Origin of the sequence: Paenibacillus sp. FSL R10-2736 (assembly GCF_038000245.1) — a bacterium.
Classification (GTDB): Bacteria; Bacillota; Bacilli; order Paenibacillales; family Paenibacillaceae; genus Paenibacillus_AQ; species Paenibacillus_AQ phytohabitans.
On sequence record NZ_JBBOBN010000001.1, the window covers coordinates 964,317 to 981,085 of the forward strand.

Here is a 16,769-nt window from a genome sequence, read left to right on the forward strand (position 1 = left end):
TGCACTTAACTATTCTTATGACGGGGGATGAACGGATGTTACGGTCGAAATTCGGTTTAACGGTTTCTGCTGCGCTGCTGCTGGGCGCGGTGAGTATTACAGGATGCGGTGCGAATAACTCTGCAACGGACAATACGGTGGAAACGAAAAGTGTACGGGGGACGGACGGACGTATTCACGTCAACTCTGCGCAGAACGGAATGCGTGCGAATTCCTTCGACAGTATGGAGATGAGTGAGGAACTGGCGAATCGTGTGGCGGCCATGCCGGAAGTCCGTTCAGCCAACGTAATGCTGGTAGGCAAAAGCGCCTATGTAGCCGTAATGCTGGAAGAGGCGTCCGGAGGAGTCCATGCCAAGAGCACCCGGGGAATCCAGTCGTACAGCTATGGCAGTACCAGCGGCAGCGGCACATCCGGGATGCTGAGCGGTACGGGCAGACCGGCAGGCGGACTGGAAACAGGGATAGGTGCCGGAATGGGCGGAATGGACAACAGTATGCGTACCGGTAGAGGAACCGCAGCCGGTAATCCGGGCATGACAGGAACAGGCGGTTCCATTGCCGGAATTCCGGGAAGCATGACAGGCACGGGTACTGTAGGCGGTACGGGCGTTGCAGATCCGGAGAATTATCTGGGGAACGGCAACAACGGTATCATGTCCCGCAGCAATATGGTCGATGGACGCCATATGAAACGCGACATCGATGAAAGTCTGGGCAATACCATTGGAATCCGCAGCGTATCGCCGGGTAACGGAACCGCGATAACGGATAAGGACACACTTACCCAGGATATGAAGGATAAGATCGCCGCAGAAGTTAAAAAGGGGAAAACAGACCTTAAGAATGTGTATGTCTCGGCCAACCCCGATTTCGTTGAGCGGGCAGATTATTATGCACAGGAATTCCGTGCAGGGCATCCGCTTAAAGGCTTTGCGAATGAATTCCGCACGATGGTCGAACGGATTTTCCCTACGCGCAGCGGGTATTAAGCATTTAAGCATTAAGCGTGAAATGTTAAGCATTAAGTAAACTGGCCTGTCTCAATTAGGCTAGTATTCCAGCGGAATATGAAGCTTATTCAGCATGAGGGCATAGCACAGACACAAACAGCCAAGCAGCCACCGCACCCGAATCCGGGCCGAAGGGCTGCTTGGCTTGCTTATACATATATAGATCAGGGAAGAAGCAGACAGCTCGCAGCTTACCCGATTTCAGCCTCAAGCTTGCGTCCGCCAATCCATACTCCGCGCAGATTCAGTTCATCGTCCAGAAGCAGGATATCGCCGCGTTTGCCTGCCTCCAGCGACCCGATAGACCGCTGCATGCCAAGCGATACAGCAGGGGTAAGGCTGGCTGCCTGTGAAGCTTCCTGCAGGCTGAGTCCGATCTCCTGAACCAGGTAGCGGAAGCCGCGGATCATGGTCAGTGTACTGCCGGCGAGCGACTCAGGATGCTCCTTCAGCGTGGCAATCCCGCCGCTGACAATAACGGGCAAATCGCCTATGGCATATTCCCCGTCACTGAGTCCGGTCGCCGACATGGCGTCTGTGATCAGCAGCAGGTTATGCCCGTTCTTGAGCCGGGCGATAATGCTGATCGCTGCCGGATGAACATGAATGCCATCAGCAATCACCTCCGCGCGGATGCGCGGATCGAACAGGACGGCACCTGCGGTCCCCGGCTTGCGGTGATGCAGCGGCGTCATGGCATTGAACATGTGCACAGCCTGGTTTAAGCCGGCATCTGCAGCGGCAATAACCTCTTCGAACGTGGCGTCCGTGTGGCCGAGCGCTGCCGTAATTCCATGCTTTCGCAGCCACTGGATGGCTTCCAGTGCGCCTTCGCGTTCCGGAGCCAGTGTAACCTGGCGGATCATCCCCGGATACCGGGCTTCCCATTCCTCCAGCCATAACGTATTGGCCGGGACAATATGCCCGGGATTCTGTGCTCCGGGCCATTTCGGGCTGATGAACGGCCCTTCCAGATGTACGCCTGCCAGCTGGGCATAAGGCATGCCGCCGTCAGCGTTACGATAAGCATTCACTTCAGACAGCACGCGGTCAATGTCAGCCTTGGCGGCAGTCATAGTTGTAGCCAGCATAGACGTTGTGCCTTGGGAAGCATGGAAGCGCGTAATGGTATCCAGTGAATCGGCATCGCTGTACATGAAGTCATGACCTGCCCCCCCATGCACATGCACATCAACAAATCCGGGAATTAGCAGTCCCTCTGGCTCAGGTGAAGTTCCCGTCTGCCAGCTAGCATAGGCTGCCGGAAGCCAGGCCGCCTCTCCGGCATATTGGATCAGGCCTTCCGAGACGGCGATTACACCCTTTTGGATGACCCCGTCAGGAGTAAGGACTTTGCCGTACAGCAGTTCACCGGATGAAACGTTTATTTCAGCCATTTTGCTGCTCCTTCATCAAGCAGGACCACAACATTCGGATGGCTCTGCAGCAGCGAGGCGGGGCATTGGGTCGTGATTGGACCCTCCAGCGCATTTTTTACCGCTTCCGCCTTCTCTTCCCCGCGCACCAGCAGCACAATCTGCTTGGCCTTGAGAATACCGCCGATACCCATCGTTACGGCCTGCCGGGGCACATCCTCCAGCTTGTCGAAGAAGCGGGCATTCGCTTCCAGTGTTTCCTCCAGCAGATCAACGACATGTGTGCCGCTGCTGAGGCTGGCATCCGGCTCATTGAAGCCGATATGGCCGTTGCTGCCGATGCCGAGAATCTGCAGGTCCACAGGACCGTTATCTTCCAGCATCCGGTCATAAGCCAGGCATTCGGCATCCAGATCCGGCGCATTTCCGTTAGGGACATGAGTGCGGGCAGGATCGATATCGATATGGTTGAACAGATGCTCATTCATGAAGCTGCGGTAGCTCTGCGGATGATCTACGGGCAGACCGACGTATTCATCAAGGTTATAGGAAGAGGCTTTGGCGAAGCTCACAATGCCCTTGCGGTGCATTTCCACCAGCTTCGCGTACACGCCGACCGGAGAGCTTCCGGTAGCCAGACCCAGCACTGCCTTGGGATTGCTCTGCACCAGGCTGGCAATCAGGTTCGCCCCGGTTACTGCGAAATCTTCTTCGTTCTGGAATTTCAAAATATTCATTATGATTGTCCTCCCCGTTTATGACGGTAGTGTTGTACATTCAGATACGACTGCTCCAGCTTGGGAATGAAATCCCCGAACCGGGTGCTGACCATGCCGGTGAACAGAATATCGATAATATGCAGCTGTGCGATCCGTGAAGCCATATCACCGCGCCGCATACCCTGCTCAAGTGATGATGAGAACAGCGGGATATCGGCCAGTGTTGCCAGTGTGCTGCTTCCGTATGAGGTCAATGAGACTGTGGCTGCGCCGCTTGCCGCAGCACAGGTTAACGCATCGATCGTCTCCGGGGTTTCACCCGAATAAGAGACTGCAAACGCGACATCACCGGCAGCGAGCGAGGAAGCGGAAGTAATCTGCATATGCGAATCGGCAAAAGCCGTGCAGTTCACGCCGATGCGGATCAGCTTCTGATAGAAATCCTGGGCGACAATGGATGAGGTTGCCATCCCGTACAGATCGACCCGCCGTGCCCGGCAGAGCAGATCGATCACGCTCTGCAGCCGTCCGAGATCAAGCAGCGACGTGGTATCCCGGATGGAGGCCAGATGATTGGCCTGCATCGCCTCGACAATGAACGGCAGCGGATTTCCGGCCACGATATCCTGGTAAGAGGAGCCGCCGTCCTGCGGCGAAGCATCGCTGTGGGCGAGCTCAGCCGCCAGCTTGACTTTGAAATCAGGGAACCCTTTGAAATGCAGCACCTTGCAGAACCGTGTAATGGTTGCCGGGCTGATGCCGCACTCTTCGGCCAGATCCGTAATCCCCATATGGACAATTTCTCCCGGGGAAGCCAGTATGCGTTCCGCCAGCTTGCGTTCCATTTGCGACAGCTTGGGCTTGTCATGCTCCAGGGCATGCAGGATTGGAGACAAGTACTCACCTTCTTTTCTTTCGTTCTTTGTAATCCTGTAGTTTGTTTGTACTTATGTTGACGCTAAAGCTGACGCTGATTTCTGTGTTTTGTGGAATAGATGAACAGTGAATCAGAAATGTTTCCTGAAATTATTTTAACTAATATGCTAATAATAAAGAAAATTATTTTCATACTCAGAATAAAACAAATCGCCCAAGGATGCAATAGTGAGTTTGCCCTAAGGGGACGGGAGACATGCCGGCTGGAAGTGTGATAGCTGGGGAGGTGCTTATTGGGGGGCGCCTGCGGGGGACACGTCTGCCGAGAACATGGCACGCCGGGGAGGGATGTACTGGCTGGTGACTCGCCTGCGGGAGGCGTATGCCGGAGATGCGTCTGCTAGAGAAGCGTCTGCCAGTGATGTGATTGCTGGAAATGCGTCCGTCCGCCGGGGAATTAGTTGGATTTTCGTCATTTAAACCAGTCTTATTCTGCTTGTTGTTGAATTTAAGTGGATTTATGTTACTTAATTCTACTCATATCTTCGTTGTTTGCTATTTGAGTGAAATTAAGTGTTGTTTTTCCAACTGTGATGCTGTAATCAGGATTTCTTCCATTATTAGGTGACCTTTTTCCACTTAATTCTCCTTTGCAGGCTGGTTGTAACAGTCAGGGAGAGGCTGAAGGCGCATTTGAGCTAACAATGGCATCATAGGAAGGGCAAAAGGAAGAAGCAGAGCGTGGCAGAGGACAGAGAGCAGGTGTTGGAAAGCAGAGAACAGACAACAAAGGGCAGAAAGGAGAGCTGGGGTAAGAAATAAAGGTTAAAGGAGAGGGCAGAACAGATAATAGGAAGCAAAGGGCAGAAAATAGAGAAGAGAGAACAGAAGGCGGCGGGAAGAAGCTGGAGAGCAGTGAGCGGTGAGTAGGGAGCAGGGAGCAGGGAGCAGGGAGTAGAGGGGGACAATGAATATGGCGGACTGGCAAAATAGAAGCTGTCATCTGCGTGTTTGAGGTCACTCACGCATATGACAGCTGTATGTTAGAGTGTTTATTTGGTTAACCGGCTTGGCGTGCGCATTCTGCGGGAAGCTTGTCTGCCGCGCAGCAGCTCCCAGAAGATGAAAGCGAGAATGAGCATTTGCGGCACAAAGGTCTCCCAGGTCGGATACAGGCCGAGCCAGCCGATGGATGGGAGGCTGCTCTCCGCATGTGCCGGTATTTTGCCGGCTACCTGGAGCGCATGGATGCTCTCACCAAGGAAGCGGAACACGAGATAATAGATCAGCACTGTGGCGGTGCGGAAGAAGGCGGCAATCGGCAGTCTGGCGCTCAGTGCAATGATTGCGTAGCCGAGAACGACCAGTACTGCAAGTGCGCCGCCAATCCCGAGCAGCAGCTGGGAAGTAGCGATAGCAGGAGCCATACCTGCATAGAAGATAGTTGTTTCCGCTCCTTCGCGCAGGATTGCCAGCGCAGCGATGAAGAACAGGTACCATAGGTTGCCCTTGGCGAGAGCACCCTGCATCTGGCGGTCCACATATTTATTCCAGGCAGCCGTACTGGATTTACCATGCAGCCAGCGGCCGACGGTGAGCATCATGACCACGGCGACCAGCCCGGCAATACCTTCGATCAGCTCACGTGCTCCCCCGGAGGCTGCCTGCGAGATGGTATAGGTTAGCAACACGGCGATGCCGATGCTTCCGGCCAGCCCCACCCCAGCCCCGGACCAGACCCAGCGCCGGGCTGCGGGTTCTGCTTCCCTGCGCAGATAAGCGAGGAGTGCGGCGAGCACAAGAATCGCTTCGAGTCCCTCACGCAGCAGAATGAGTGCCGCATCCCACGCAGTATACGTCTGTTCTCCGGCCAGCGGAGTCAGCTCGGCGAGCATATTGTCCATGATTTCCAGCGCCACGGCAAGCTTCGGAGGATCGGAGAGCAGATAGCCGGTGACGGCAGTGCTTTCATTCTCTATATTGGCATAGACCTTGGGCGAGGCAATCTGTACGGCGCCTTCTGCTGACGGCCAAGCTGTGATGAACTGCTCCATTATCGTGGCTGCTGCCGGACTGTCTCCGGCTTCGGCAGAGGCTGAAGCTTTGTTCAGGTAGCTGATCAGCCCTTCAATAGAGGCCGGTTCTGCTGGTGCACTACCTGTATCGACCGCTTTGCCCTCGCTGTAGCCGGACAGAAGCGCAACCAGCGCCTCAGATTCCGCCTGCGCGGCTTCTTCGCGGAGCGGATGAGCCTGCAGCGCAATGCGCAGCAGGCTCATCTTCGTCTCCAGCAGGCCGTAGACGGCGGGATTGTCCCCCCGGATGCCGCGCTCCGCCGGCGTCCAGCCGTTCACGACGGCGCGGTAGGCTTCCGCCGCCGCCGTCCAGTCGGCGCTGCGCGCCGCATCCCGCGTGCGCTCCGCCGCGGGCAGCAGCTTCGCCGCCGCTGCGCGCCCGGCGGCGCCTGAGTCACCGCCGCCCCCGCCTGCGGCGGCGGTGACGTACGCGTCCACGCTTCTGGCGAGCGTGGACAAGGCGGCCTTGGCGGGCGCTCCGCCGCCGGCCGCAAGGGCCTGCGCCGCGGCTGCCAGCGCGGCGTCGACTTCAGCTGCCGGACCGGCGAGTGCCGAGTCCGGCGTGCCTTCGTTCGCGCTGCGCCACAGCGCCGCGAACGATTCTACATCGGCCGCCGCCGCATCCCAGCGGCTCTGGCCGGCCTCTACTAGCGCGCTGCCTACAGGCGGCAGCAGCTCATCGAGCGGCGCGCCTGACGCAGAAGCCGGCGCGCCGGGCAGCAGCAGAAGCAGGCAGATCAGCAGCAGCGCTGCCCGGATCTGCCGCCATGGACTGATTTTAACCGTTATGATCATCGGGATCATTCCCTTCGCGAATAAGCATGCTATTATGTTTCCTCTATAGAAGGCGGACTTAAGAGTTGAACCTGAAGCGTGGTTGTTACAGCAGTGAACAGTGGAACTACGGGGAGGCAGCAACTGTTGTACCTGATTCTCCGCTAACAATGCTGCACGAAATACAACATTTCTTTTGAAATATTGCCCCTAAACTAAAATTGTTGTATGAAATGCAGCATTCCACCGGTTCCAGGCTGGTAAACGAAGCGATTGTTGTATTTCATACAACAATCCGTCCCAATAGGCAGGAAACTAGGTATTCGAGTTGTACCCAGTGCAACATTTTGCCTGATTCCGTTTGCCGCCGTGCCAGCTGCCAGCCGCCCCTCCATTTACTCAATCCCGCCGCTGCTCCGTTTCTTTCCGCAATTTCCCCGTCACACATCCTGTTCTCAAATCTCCAGTCTGCTCTGGAATATTTGTTCTTGATCGTTCGTGCCACATCTCATTCATCCCGCAACTTCCGCGACACACTTTCCTGTTCTCAAATCTCCAGTCTGCTCCGGATTATTTGTCCCTGAACATCCGTCCCTGAACATCCATCCCACATCGTTCATCCCGCTGTTTCTGGTCACACTGCGCAGCCTTACGAACCCGGATGTATCCAGCGCCGAATTCAGCGTCAATTCCTCACGCTGAATCCGGGCAGTCCTTCCAATGTCCGTCACCCCAGCAGCGTCTCCCCAATATAACCGCCTTCCCGTACACCGGGGAAGCAGGCGAATACGGCGCTGCCGGTATGGACCATATATTCATTCAGCCGGTCATTCTTCGAGAGACGCTGCTGAATGCTTACGAACTGCTTCACCAGATCCTTCTGGAAGCTGATAAATACCAGTCCTGCATCCAGTTGTCCGGTTTTGAGATCCATGCCGCTCGAATAGGAGTAGGAGCGCCGCAGCATTTTGACCGAGCCGTCCCCATGGGCGAGGGCTGAATGGGAATCCGGAGGAATGACAGGCTTGCCGCTGGCATCCGCCGCCTCCAGATTCAGCTCGGCGAATTCATCCCGCGCTCCAATCGGAGCGCCGCTCTGCCGGTGACGCCCGAACGTTGCTTCCTGATCGCTCAGCGTAGAGCGGTCCCAGACCTCAATGCGAAAGCGTACCCGGCGCAGTGCGAGATACGTGCCGCCGTTCATCCAGGCGGGGCCATCGCCGCTTCCGCTCCAGACGACACTTCGCATCTCGGCGTCATCGGTGACGTTGGGATTACCCGTGCCGTCCTTGAAGCCGAGCAGATTACGGGGTGTGCCGCCTGCCGGGTCGGCGCTGCCGCTGCGCTGGAAGCCCTCCTGCGTCCAGCGCAGCACGGCTGTGCCCCGGGCGATGCGGGCCAGATTGCGGATGGCATGGAACGCTACCTGCAGATCGTCGGCGCAGGCCTGCACACAGAGATCGCCGCCGCACCACTGCGGCTCCAGGCTATCTCCCGTGAATGCCGGGAGATCGGTGAAGGAGGCCGGCCGTTTCGCAGCCAGTCCGAACCGGCTGTCAAAGAAGGAAGGACCCGCCCCGAAGGTAAGCGTACATTTGGAGGGGGTAAGACCATCGGCCTCGCCGGTGTCGGCAGGCGGAAGATTGGGATTGTCGTTCACGCTGCCGATCAGCGTACCGGCAGTAAGGGCAGCGGCGGCGGTGGTCCAGGCCTCCAGCAGTTTTTTGACCTCGCTGAGCTTGGTCGTTGTCAGATCAAACGAGGCGAAGCACAGGAAATTCTGCGCAGGCGTAATGATTCCCGCCTGATGGTTCCCGTAGAATGGAATAATGTCCGCTCCCGCGTGTTGCGGGGAAGAGAGTGTCTGGCCCGGCTGCCCGGCTGCTTTGCGTGCCGCCAGAATGCTGCCTACCCCGCCGCCGCCGAGCAGCAGGCCGAGTCCGGAGGCGCCAGTAAGCCGCAGCATATCGCGGCGGCTTAGTTTTTTATCGAATAATAGCTGATCTTTAGAAGCATCCTTGGAGAGAACGCTCTCTGTCGCGGGAGTTTCCCGGGAAGTCCTGTCTTTCTTTTTCATACCGGTCACACTCCCAGAATAGTTCCCATGTTGGATAGAGGCTCAGCTAAGGCGTCCAGATTCTGGCTTAACGTCCGGACCTCAGCTTCTTTCAGCGTTTCGTAGGAAACGTAGCCGTCACCGGATTTAAATGGCGCCAGCTCATTCAGCAGTGCCGTGAAGCGCTCGCCGATCGTTTGCTCCAGCGCAGGGTCTTTTTTGGCCAGCTCGGGTTTCAGCAGCTCATAGATCTTCTGGGCACCTTGTACATTGGCGACAAAATCATACAAATCCGTGTGGGAGTAACGTTCCTCTTCACCGGTTACTTTGGAGGAGGATACTTCATTCAGCAGCTCCACAGCTCCGGTAACGAGCAGGTTGGCATCAATCTCAGCGGTTTCCACCTTGGCACGCAGCAGCTGCGCATCCTTCAGCAAACGGTCCGCGACATCAGTCATTCCATCTGTGGTATTGTTCTGCCAGAGGGCTTGTTCAATCTTGTGGAAGCCGCGCCAGTCCGCAGCGTCAACATCGTTCTCGCGGGCATCAATATTGGGGTCCAGATCTCCGAGCGCTTCAGCAATGGGCTCAATCCGTTCATAATACATGCGTGCCGGAGCATACAGCGCTTTGGCGTCTTCAAGCTTGCCTGCTTTCACCGCATCGGTGAAGCCTTCGGTCTGTTTCACGAATTCGTCGCATTGTTCAATTACATATTTCCGGTACTCGTCGATGGCCGTGGTGAAATCCGCCGTAACGCCAGCAGCAGTTGAATCTGCAGTTGCGGCCGGTGCACCGGTTGACCCATTGCCCGTCTGGGCTGCGGCATTATTCCCGGAGGTATTGCTGTTATTGCCGTTGTTGCCATTATTATTGTTATCATTGCTTGCACAGCCGGCAAACAGGAGGGAAGCCGCAAGCAAACCCGCGGGTACTGCATAACCTATCTTCATTCTGTTGGACACCCCTTTTGTTTATGTAAATGATAATCGTTATCAATGATGGACCTATCATAAATCCCCATCCAGTACCTGTCAATAAAAATGTGATAATTATCATATCCATGCTGACCCGCACAATTAAAACACCAAAAAACGCCTCCCGACAGGCGGAAGATGCAGTTTATTTTTTTGAGTATATAGGAATATATACTTTTTCATATGATAACTTATCCTTCAAGTTCCCCTGAAACGGTACCGTCCTTTAAACAGACAGCATAGCTGTTTCTACTTGATTCCTGCACGAAATACAACAATTTATTCATAACAACGGCCTAAATCAAGAATTGTTGTAGAAAAGGCAGCAATTCCTCTTGTTCCAGCAGAAGATCGGGGGAATTCCTGTATTCCGTACAACATTCCTCCCGGACACTCGGGTATCCATGAACCGGAGTTGCACTACGTACAACATTATGCCTTTACAGGCTGAAGCAAAACTTAATTATCTTACTCTAAGCTCGCTCTGCTGCCGGGTATCCCAGAGACAACAGCGTAATCCCCGGCGGAATGCCTGGTATACGCAATGTTTTTTAAACGTTCCGCCACATTGAAGTTTAAAGCATTCGAGACTACGCTGGATTAACTCAGCACGAATTATTCCGCGTACCTGCCGGCAATTGACCGATTGGTTAGGAAACAAGCAGTGATCGCAGATTACTGATTCTACACCGTGGACCGCTCAATAATCCGGTAATCCAGCTTGCGGTAGACCGGGTCAGGGTTGTCTGAGCTAATCTGCTCATGAATAATACGGAAGGCGGATGCACCCATCTCATACAGGTGGTTATCTATGGTGGTGATCTCCAGCAACCGGCCGATCGGCTGGTTATCGAAGCCCATGACAGCGAGGTCTCCGGGGATACTAAGACCGGCTTTGCGCGCCTCAATCATCAGTCCGGCTGCCACATGATCTCCGGTAATAATCATAGCTTCAGGCCGCTCCGGCATCTCCAGCAGCAATCGTGCCACGGCCGCACCGTCTTCTTCCGTCGTGCAGTCATAGATCATCCATTCCTCCTGAAAAACCAGCTTGTGCTCAGCAATGAATTCGCGAAAGGCAGTCTGCCGGATAGAGGCGCTGCTGCCATTCTGCCTGCCTTCGCAATAGCCGATGGTGCGGTACCCTTTGCCCTTCAAATACTGCAGCCCCTGCTTGAAAGCCGCATAATGCTCAATATATACAGAGGAATAACGGCGCTGCCCGCTGTCCTGGCAGGTTACAACCGGACCGTACGCGGTATACTCCTCAATCGTTTCGGGCTTCAGCGCAGTCGATACAATGATCACACCGTCGATTTCTTTATTGCGCAGCATCTCCAGCACTTTAATCTCTTCATCCGCCAAATAATTGCTCTGGCACAGGATCAGCCGGTATTGCGCGAGCAGTGCCTCATGGGCAAGACCATTCATAATAATCGAGAAATAAAAAGCATTGATATACGGAAGAATCACCGCCACTGTACCGGTACGGCCAGTAATCAGGTGGACGGCGTTCATATTGCGGGTGTAGTTTAACTGCTCAATCGTATCGAGGACGGCGGCTCTTTTGTCTTTGCTGACATAAGGATGATTATTCAGCACCCGCGAGACGGTCGTTACGGAAACTCCGGCAATCCGGGCGATTTCTTTAATATTAGCCATGGCGTATGCTGCCCCCCGAGTCAGAATTGGAATGGTTTTATTTTACCATAGAAATTTTCACATTTTCGCATATAAAAAAGCTTGCTATGGAATCCATTTCATAAATTACACTGGGGTTGTTAGCAGCCTTACCGGATTAAGCCGGCGTGACCGAAAGGGCGTGACGGACCGGTAAAGTTTGCGGCTTAACGCTGCGGGCGGACGGATTCACAGCAACATTTTCTGCCTAATCATTACTTAGCAGCGTGCTTTCTATAGACTTTGCCCCAACGGATGACGCCCTTAACGATAGGAGCTGAAGCCGTTTTTATTATGCGTTTTGGTCAGGAATACCAGGGTTGTCCGCGATCCGCGTCTGTCCCCGCCCAAATTAATGCTGCAACAGCACCATTAACTGCCACCCTACATAGTATGGTTTGACTGTATCCCTTTACCTTGTTATACCAAACAAACCCAGAGCAAGGAGGGGTGACACCATTGAAAGGGAACGAACATCATAGCAAATTTCTGTTGACGCATCGTGAGCGCGAAGTATTCGAGCTTCTAGTGCAGGACAAAACTACACGGGATATTGCAGGACTGTTATTCATTAGCGAAAAAACCGTCCGCAACCACATTTCCAACGTCATGCAAAAATTAAACGTAAAAGGCCGTTCGCAAGCGGTTGTCGAGCTGATCAAGCTTGGGGAGCTGAAAATATAGCTGCCGTGCTTCAGAGGTGACGCGTTTAAGCCTTCTCTTATCCTTTGGGGTGAGGGGAGGTTTTTTGTTGTGGAGGAAGGGTGACACGTGATATCGATGGCATATGAAGTTCCTTCGATAAAGAGTGGCAGAGCAGCTCCTTGTCATGCGCAGTTTAGCATAATAATTCTCTTCAATGATTATGGTATAATATGCCATATTATGATTTTTCAGTTACAGGAAGAGGGGAACGTTAATGCAAACAGTATATATATTGTCAGGACCAGCAGGAGTCGGGAAGTCAACAACTTCAAGTACATTGGTTTAACGTTTTAAACAACAGTGCTTATATATCAGTTGATGATGTAAGCCATATGCACAGTAGTGGGCGTCAGAAACCTTGGGAAAGCAAATCGGAGTTGACCCTCATTTGGAATAATATCTTGAGTCTTATTGACTGAAAGATAAAGTAAAGGAGTTAACCCTAAATGTCGTCTATGTGGTTTTATGGACTGACCATGAGACCCTCTTAAAAAGAGACCAGTTTAGATTGCCCGAACACCAGATGGGGGATCGTCAATTGGTTCAAAGAAGATGAAGGTTACGGACGGATAATGCTAGACGGGCAGGATGGTAACCATGTTTTGCACCCTTTAGCAAAATACTACCAGACTCAAATAGGTTACCGAACGGCTTTCGGTTTCTCAAAGAAGGTCAAAAAGTTGCATTCGATCTACTCGAGTTTCCTGGTATAGTTGATTCTCAGCTTAGAACAGCTAAGAATATGCAAATTTTAGAGGATTAAGGAATCGAGACATACTTCAAGAATGTATGGACTTTAGGGACTCATAATTAAACTAACGGACAGTTTAGTTCAAATAAGTCATTTTTCTTAAAATGGGAAAATATTAAGCTGAAAGCAAAGAAGATAGGGGGAGAGAAATGGTGCTGAAGAGAAAGTTCGGGGACCGTTCAGATTGGCAGCGTGTTTTAATTAGGGAATACGCTCAGTCTTTTATCGAATCGGATAGCTTCAATGGATATGTCACCCTCCTTCGGATTATCAAAGTATCGGACCCACTTTACGTTAAATATCACGGAGAAAAGTTTTGCATTGTTGATGATGGCTATTTATGGCTTCAGCAATTCCCTTCTGATCGTAACCATTCGGTAACAACAATGTTTGATTCAAAAGGCAGTACCGTACAGTGGTACATCGATATTTGTTCCCGAAATGGAGTTAGCGAGAATAATGTACCGTGGATGGACGATTTGTTTCTGGATTTAATTGTGTTACCGTCTGGTGAATTAATTATAAAGGACACGGATGAACTGGAAGAAGCTTTAATCAACGGAATTATAGATAAGAATCTATATGATTTAGCCTGTGAGGAATCAATTAAGGTCAGAAAACTAATCGAGCGTGATGATTTCGCTTTATTAAAGCTATCAGAAGATCATAAGGAATTACTGTACCAAAAGCTAGAACGAAAGGGTAACTTTTAAACTAAACGGGAAACGATAGCTCAATAACGACACAAAGGCAGTCGGTCAGTGGATCGGCTGCCTTTGCTCACTAACGGGCAGAATAGCGTGGTGGATACAGGTTACTTAAATGTACTATAGGGCAGTTTCGAGAGTTAATTCCTATAACTGTTTAATACCAACCGCAATGAAATTTTAGTGGTAAAATAATACTGTTTCATGTTTGCATGTCATTATTAAAACGCCAATTGTTAGGGGAAGGTATATGGGAAGTTCGAATTTATGGGATGCAGATTGGGAAATTTCAGAGGAATTGGCCCAAAGATTAATAAGTAGTCAGTTTCCACAGTTATCGTCTAAAGAAATCAAAAGACTAGGTTATGGTTGGGATAATACAGTTTTCCTTGCTGGAGACGAATATGTTTTTCGTTTTCCAAGAAGAAAAGTTGCTATTGATTCGTTAAAAATGGAAGCGAAGATATTACCGAAGCTTGAGGATTTTATTTCTATCCCTTATTCGAAACCACTTTTTTTAGGTGAAGGGAATAGTGACTATCCTGCACCATTTCTTGGTTATCCATATTTATCGGGAATGTTTCCAATTGGATTAACTGATGAGCAACGCACATTATCGGTAGCGACACTCGCGCATTTTTTAAAAAGATTGCATGCATTTCCAGTACAGGTGGCTCAAGAAAACGGTATTCAACATGACCACAGGAATCTCACAGATATAGCATTACGAAAAGAAAAAATGCTAAAATTCTTGTCCGATCTGAAAATTCATATTAAGGAGGAAGAACATTCTGCAATTGCTCATTATTTGGTGCAGCTTAAAACAGACCAAGTAAAACAAAGGAACGTATTCCTTCATGGTGATCTTCATTTTAAAAATATGTTGGTGGACGAGAATGGAAAAGTTTCAGGAATTATTGACTGGGGAGATATGAATATTGGTCACCCTGCCTGTGATTTGAATGTTGTTTATAGCTTTTTGCCTTATCATGCTCGTACTGAGTTTTTCAGAGAATATGGGGAAGTGGATCAAGAGACGAAGTTATTAGCTCGTTTGATTGCTGTGTATATTCCGATGTTAATATTAATGCAAGCAATTGACGACAAAGATGAAAGAGTAGCTGATGAAGCAAAAGCGAATATTACACGAGCGCTCGCTGATTAATAGAAGTTATCTTAATATAGTGTTTAATACCGAGGATTTTTGTAAGCATCATAAAACTAAAAGGAGTAGCTGTTACTATGAAGGATTTACATAATTTTGTTTCAGATTACACGAAAGATAAGAAACACCTACATCTTGCGATCGGGATTATTAGAGAGGGCGGTATTGAATACTTTTCGTTCAGTAATAATAAAAAGAGAAGTACGATTCCTCCTGAGCATATGTTGTTTGAAATCGGCTCCATAACCAAAGTTTTCACATCCATTCTCTTATTAGAAATGGAACGGGAAAAACTGCTCTCCTCGGATGATATGGTTGGTAAGTTTGTGCCAAACGTTAAAAACGATTATTTGAATAAGATTACCTTGAAAAGCCTTGCTACTCATACCTCTGGTTTACCTATGTTGGCAACAAACCACAATCTGGCAAAAAAAAGATCGAATCCTTATTCAATGTATACCGAGCAAGATTTAACTGCTTTTCTATCTATTGCTGACTACACGGATAGTATTGGTTCATTTGAATATTCCAATATCGGTGTGGGCTTACTGGGGAATATTCTATGCAAGGTGTCAGGAAGCAAGTATGATGAACTGTTAAAAAAATACATAACGAGCCCATTAAAGATGAATGAGACAGCCGTTACACTTGATTCAGAACAGAATAGAAGGTTTTTGAATGGACATGCTTCAACTGGGAAGAGAGTCCCTCACTGGGATCTCTCTATACATGAAGGAGCTGGGGGGATTAAGTCATCGGTTAACGATTTGAGTTTATTTGTCCAAGCCAATCTAAATGATGATAATCCGATAGCCTCTACACTCCAAAAAAGTCATATCCCTATATGGATCGGAAATTCAAACCGTTATTTTGGCTGGGGTGAGGATAAACTCCTGGATAAAGGTATCCTCTGGCATAATGGGGGTTCAGCTGGTTTTAACAGTTATCTAGCTTTCAACAAGGAACTCCATGTAGGAATTGTATTGCTATCCAATTATTCTTTTTTCTCGAATTCTCTTATGGATTATTATGTTGCTCAATTAATGAAATGGATTACTAAAAAAGAGCCTTCTCAAGGAACTATGATAGACGCTACAGGCAAAAAAATATTTGAAGCCATCCTAAGTAGTGAAAAGTCATGAACTAACGGGGAACGATAGTTAAATTACGTTACCGTTACCGTCTTTTGATTAGGTGATTTCCTTAATATCAACAATCAGTTTACCAGTGCCTAGATTATCAGTGTATTTCAAACCACACCACGAACGTCATGCAAAAATTAAACGTAAAAGGCCGTTCGCAAGCGGTTGCCCTGGCTGATCAAGCTTGGGGAGCTGAAAATATAGCTGCCGTGCTTCAGGGGTGACGCGTTTAAGCCTTCCTTTAGCCTTCGGGGTGAGGGGAGGTTTTTTGTTGTAAGTGGGAGCAGGAATACGGATTAAATCTCAGTATATGATAAAATAAAATCATCAAAGTCATTTATATTCTAAATAAGTCGGGAGGTTAAAGGAATGAAATGGCAACAAGTAAGAGAGTTGTTTCCTGACCAATTTGTCTTGCTATCCATTCTTGATTACCATGAAGAAGATGATAAGAAAATTATAACGCAAGTAGCACCTGTTCGTGCAGTTCCTGAGGAGGATGCCAACAAAGAATTTTTCAGCACTGAGCCTGGCAGCATTGTTTATCACACCTCTAACAAGGAGTGCATTATTTGTCTGCGTAAAGACCCTCTGATGAGAGTGAGACGGCGATCAGAATTCCAGAAGAATTAAGATTGGCTGCATTTTATAGATTGACGGATATTGGGAATGGTTGTATATTCGTATTAAAGTATAAACCTTTAAACTTTAAGAACGGTTTTGAAGTTTTGGATAAAGAGAAAACTCACATCT

14 protein-coding genes and 1 pseudogene are annotated in these 16,769 nt (G+C 50.2%); 7 read left to right on the forward strand and 8 right to left on the reverse strand.

Annotated features, from left to right (window positions below):
• The first annotated feature begins 35 nt into the window (after positions 1-35).
• The gene (locus NSQ73_RS04265; protein WP_340985477.1) at positions 36-992 is read left to right on the forward strand and encodes a YhcN/YlaJ family sporulation lipoprotein; all 957 of its coding nucleotides are present in this window, start codon (positions 36-38) and stop codon (positions 990-992) included.
• Between the two features lie 212 nt (positions 993-1,204).
• Here the strand turns inward: NSQ73_RS04265 and nagA are convergent, their stop codons facing one another.
• From nagA to NSQ73_RS04305, 8 genes are all read right to left on the reverse strand, one after another.
• Complete coding sequence (nagA, locus tag NSQ73_RS04270) at positions 1,205-2,410, reverse strand: N-acetylglucosamine-6-phosphate deacetylase (RefSeq protein ID WP_340985478.1); 1,206 nt, start codon at positions 2,408-2,410, stop codon at positions 1,205-1,207.
• A complete protein-coding gene (nagB, locus tag NSQ73_RS04275) occupies positions 2,398-3,126 on the reverse strand; it encodes a glucosamine-6-phosphate deaminase (protein ID WP_340985479.1) in 729 nt (242 codons plus the stop codon). The genes nagA and nagB overlap by 13 nt, the downstream gene beginning before the upstream one ends.
• Complete coding sequence (locus tag NSQ73_RS04280; RefSeq protein ID WP_042217199.1) at positions 3,126-4,004, reverse strand: MurR/RpiR family transcriptional regulator; 879 nt, start codon at positions 4,002-4,004, stop codon at positions 3,126-3,128. Before NSQ73_RS04280 ends, nagB begins: the two co-directional genes overlap by 1 nt.
• A gap of 1,032 nt (positions 4,005-5,036) precedes the next feature.
• Positions 5,037-6,854: an FTR1 family iron permease gene (locus NSQ73_RS04285; protein ID WP_340985480.1), complete on the reverse strand. Its 1,818-nt coding sequence runs from the start codon at positions 6,852-6,854 to the stop codon at positions 5,037-5,039.
• A gap of 491 nt (positions 6,855-7,345) precedes the next feature.
• Positions 7,346-7,564 carry a hypothetical protein gene (locus tag NSQ73_RS04290; protein ID WP_340985481.1) on the reverse strand — a complete coding sequence of 73 codons (219 nt, stop codon included), beginning with the start codon at positions 7,562-7,564 and terminating at the stop codon, positions 7,346-7,348.
• Positions 7,561-8,910, reverse strand: coding sequence for an iron uptake transporter deferrochelatase/peroxidase subunit (efeB, locus tag NSQ73_RS04295; RefSeq protein ID WP_340985482.1), 1,350 nt, complete (start codon positions 8,908-8,910; stop codon positions 7,561-7,563). Before efeB ends, NSQ73_RS04290 begins: the two co-directional genes overlap by 4 nt.
• 5 nt (positions 8,911-8,915) lie before the next feature.
• Positions 8,916-9,842, reverse strand: coding sequence for an iron uptake system protein EfeO (gene efeO, locus NSQ73_RS04300; RefSeq protein ID WP_340985483.1), 927 nt, complete (start codon positions 9,840-9,842; stop codon positions 8,916-8,918).
• A 708-nt stretch (positions 9,843-10,550) separates the two neighbouring features.
• Positions 10,551-11,528 carry a LacI family DNA-binding transcriptional regulator gene (locus NSQ73_RS04305; protein WP_340985485.1) on the reverse strand — a complete coding sequence of 326 codons (978 nt, stop codon included), beginning with the start codon at positions 11,526-11,528 and terminating at the stop codon, positions 10,551-10,553.
• A 477-nt stretch (positions 11,529-12,005) separates the two neighbouring features.
• Between NSQ73_RS04305 and NSQ73_RS04310 the strand changes: the two genes are divergently transcribed.
• The 6 genes and pseudogenes from NSQ73_RS04310 to NSQ73_RS04335 all read left to right on the forward strand — a co-directional run bounded on the left by NSQ73_RS04310 (position 12,006) and on the right by NSQ73_RS04335 (position 16,649).
• On the forward strand, positions 12,006-12,230 hold the full coding sequence (locus tag NSQ73_RS04310) for a helix-turn-helix domain-containing protein (protein WP_019908812.1): 225 nt from the start codon (positions 12,006-12,008) through the stop codon (positions 12,228-12,230).
• A 921-nt stretch (positions 12,231-13,151) separates the two neighbouring features.
• Positions 13,152-13,715, forward strand: a complete 564-nt coding sequence (locus NSQ73_RS04315; protein WP_340985486.1) for a DUF402 domain-containing protein — start codon at positions 13,152-13,154, stop codon at positions 13,713-13,715.
• A gap of 244 nt (positions 13,716-13,959) precedes the next feature.
• Positions 13,960-14,874, forward strand: coding sequence for a phosphotransferase (locus NSQ73_RS04320; protein ID WP_340985487.1), 915 nt, complete (start codon positions 13,960-13,962; stop codon positions 14,872-14,874).
• Positions 14,875-14,951: 77 nt separating this feature from the next.
• Complete coding sequence (locus tag NSQ73_RS04325; protein ID WP_340985488.1) at positions 14,952-16,016, forward strand: serine hydrolase domain-containing protein; 1,065 nt, start codon at positions 14,952-14,954, stop codon at positions 16,014-16,016.
• Positions 16,017-16,120: 104 nt separating this feature from the next.
• Positions 16,121-16,220, forward strand: a pseudogene (locus NSQ73_RS04330) (LuxR C-terminal-related transcriptional regulator); the annotation flags it as partial.
• Positions 16,221-16,385: 165 nt separating this feature from the next.
• Positions 16,386-16,649 carry a hypothetical protein gene (locus NSQ73_RS04335; protein WP_340985489.1) on the forward strand — a complete coding sequence of 88 codons (264 nt, stop codon included), beginning with the start codon at positions 16,386-16,388 and terminating at the stop codon, positions 16,647-16,649.
• The last annotated feature ends 120 nt before the right edge of the window (positions 16,650-16,769 follow it).

Coding starts and splice junctions, on each gene's coding strand:
- NSQ73_RS04265 (WP_340985477.1), top strand. CDS start 36: ATGTTACGGTCGAAATTCGGTTTAACGGTTTCTGCTGCGCTGCTGCTG.
- nagA (WP_340985478.1), bottom strand. CDS start 2,410: ATGGCTGAAATAAACGTTTCATCCGGTGAACTGCTGTACGGCAAAGTC.
- nagB (WP_340985479.1), bottom strand. CDS start 3,126: ATGAATATTTTGAAATTCCAGAACGAAGAAGATTTCGCAGTAACCGGG.
- NSQ73_RS04285 (WP_340985480.1), bottom strand. CDS start 6,854: ATGATCATAACGGTTAAAATCAGTCCATGGCGGCAGATCCGGGCAGCG.
- efeB (WP_340985482.1), bottom strand. CDS start 8,910: ATGAAAAAGAAAGACAGGACTTCCCGGGAAACTCCCGCGACAGAGAGC.
- efeO (WP_340985483.1), bottom strand. CDS start 9,842: ATGAAGATAGGTTATGCAGTACCCGCGGGTTTGCTTGCGGCTTCCCTC.
- NSQ73_RS04305 (WP_340985485.1), bottom strand. CDS start 11,528: ATGGCTAATATTAAAGAAATCGCCCGGATTGCCGGAGTTTCCGTAACG.
- NSQ73_RS04315 (WP_340985486.1), top strand. CDS start 13,152: ATGGTGCTGAAGAGAAAGTTCGGGGACCGTTCAGATTGGCAGCGTGTT.
- NSQ73_RS04320 (WP_340985487.1), top strand. CDS start 13,960: ATGGGAAGTTCGAATTTATGGGATGCAGATTGGGAAATTTCAGAGGAA.
- NSQ73_RS04325 (WP_340985488.1), top strand. CDS start 14,952: ATGAAGGATTTACATAATTTTGTTTCAGATTACACGAAAGATAAGAAA.
- NSQ73_RS04335 (WP_340985489.1), top strand. CDS start 16,386: ATGAAATGGCAACAAGTAAGAGAGTTGTTTCCTGACCAATTTGTCTTG.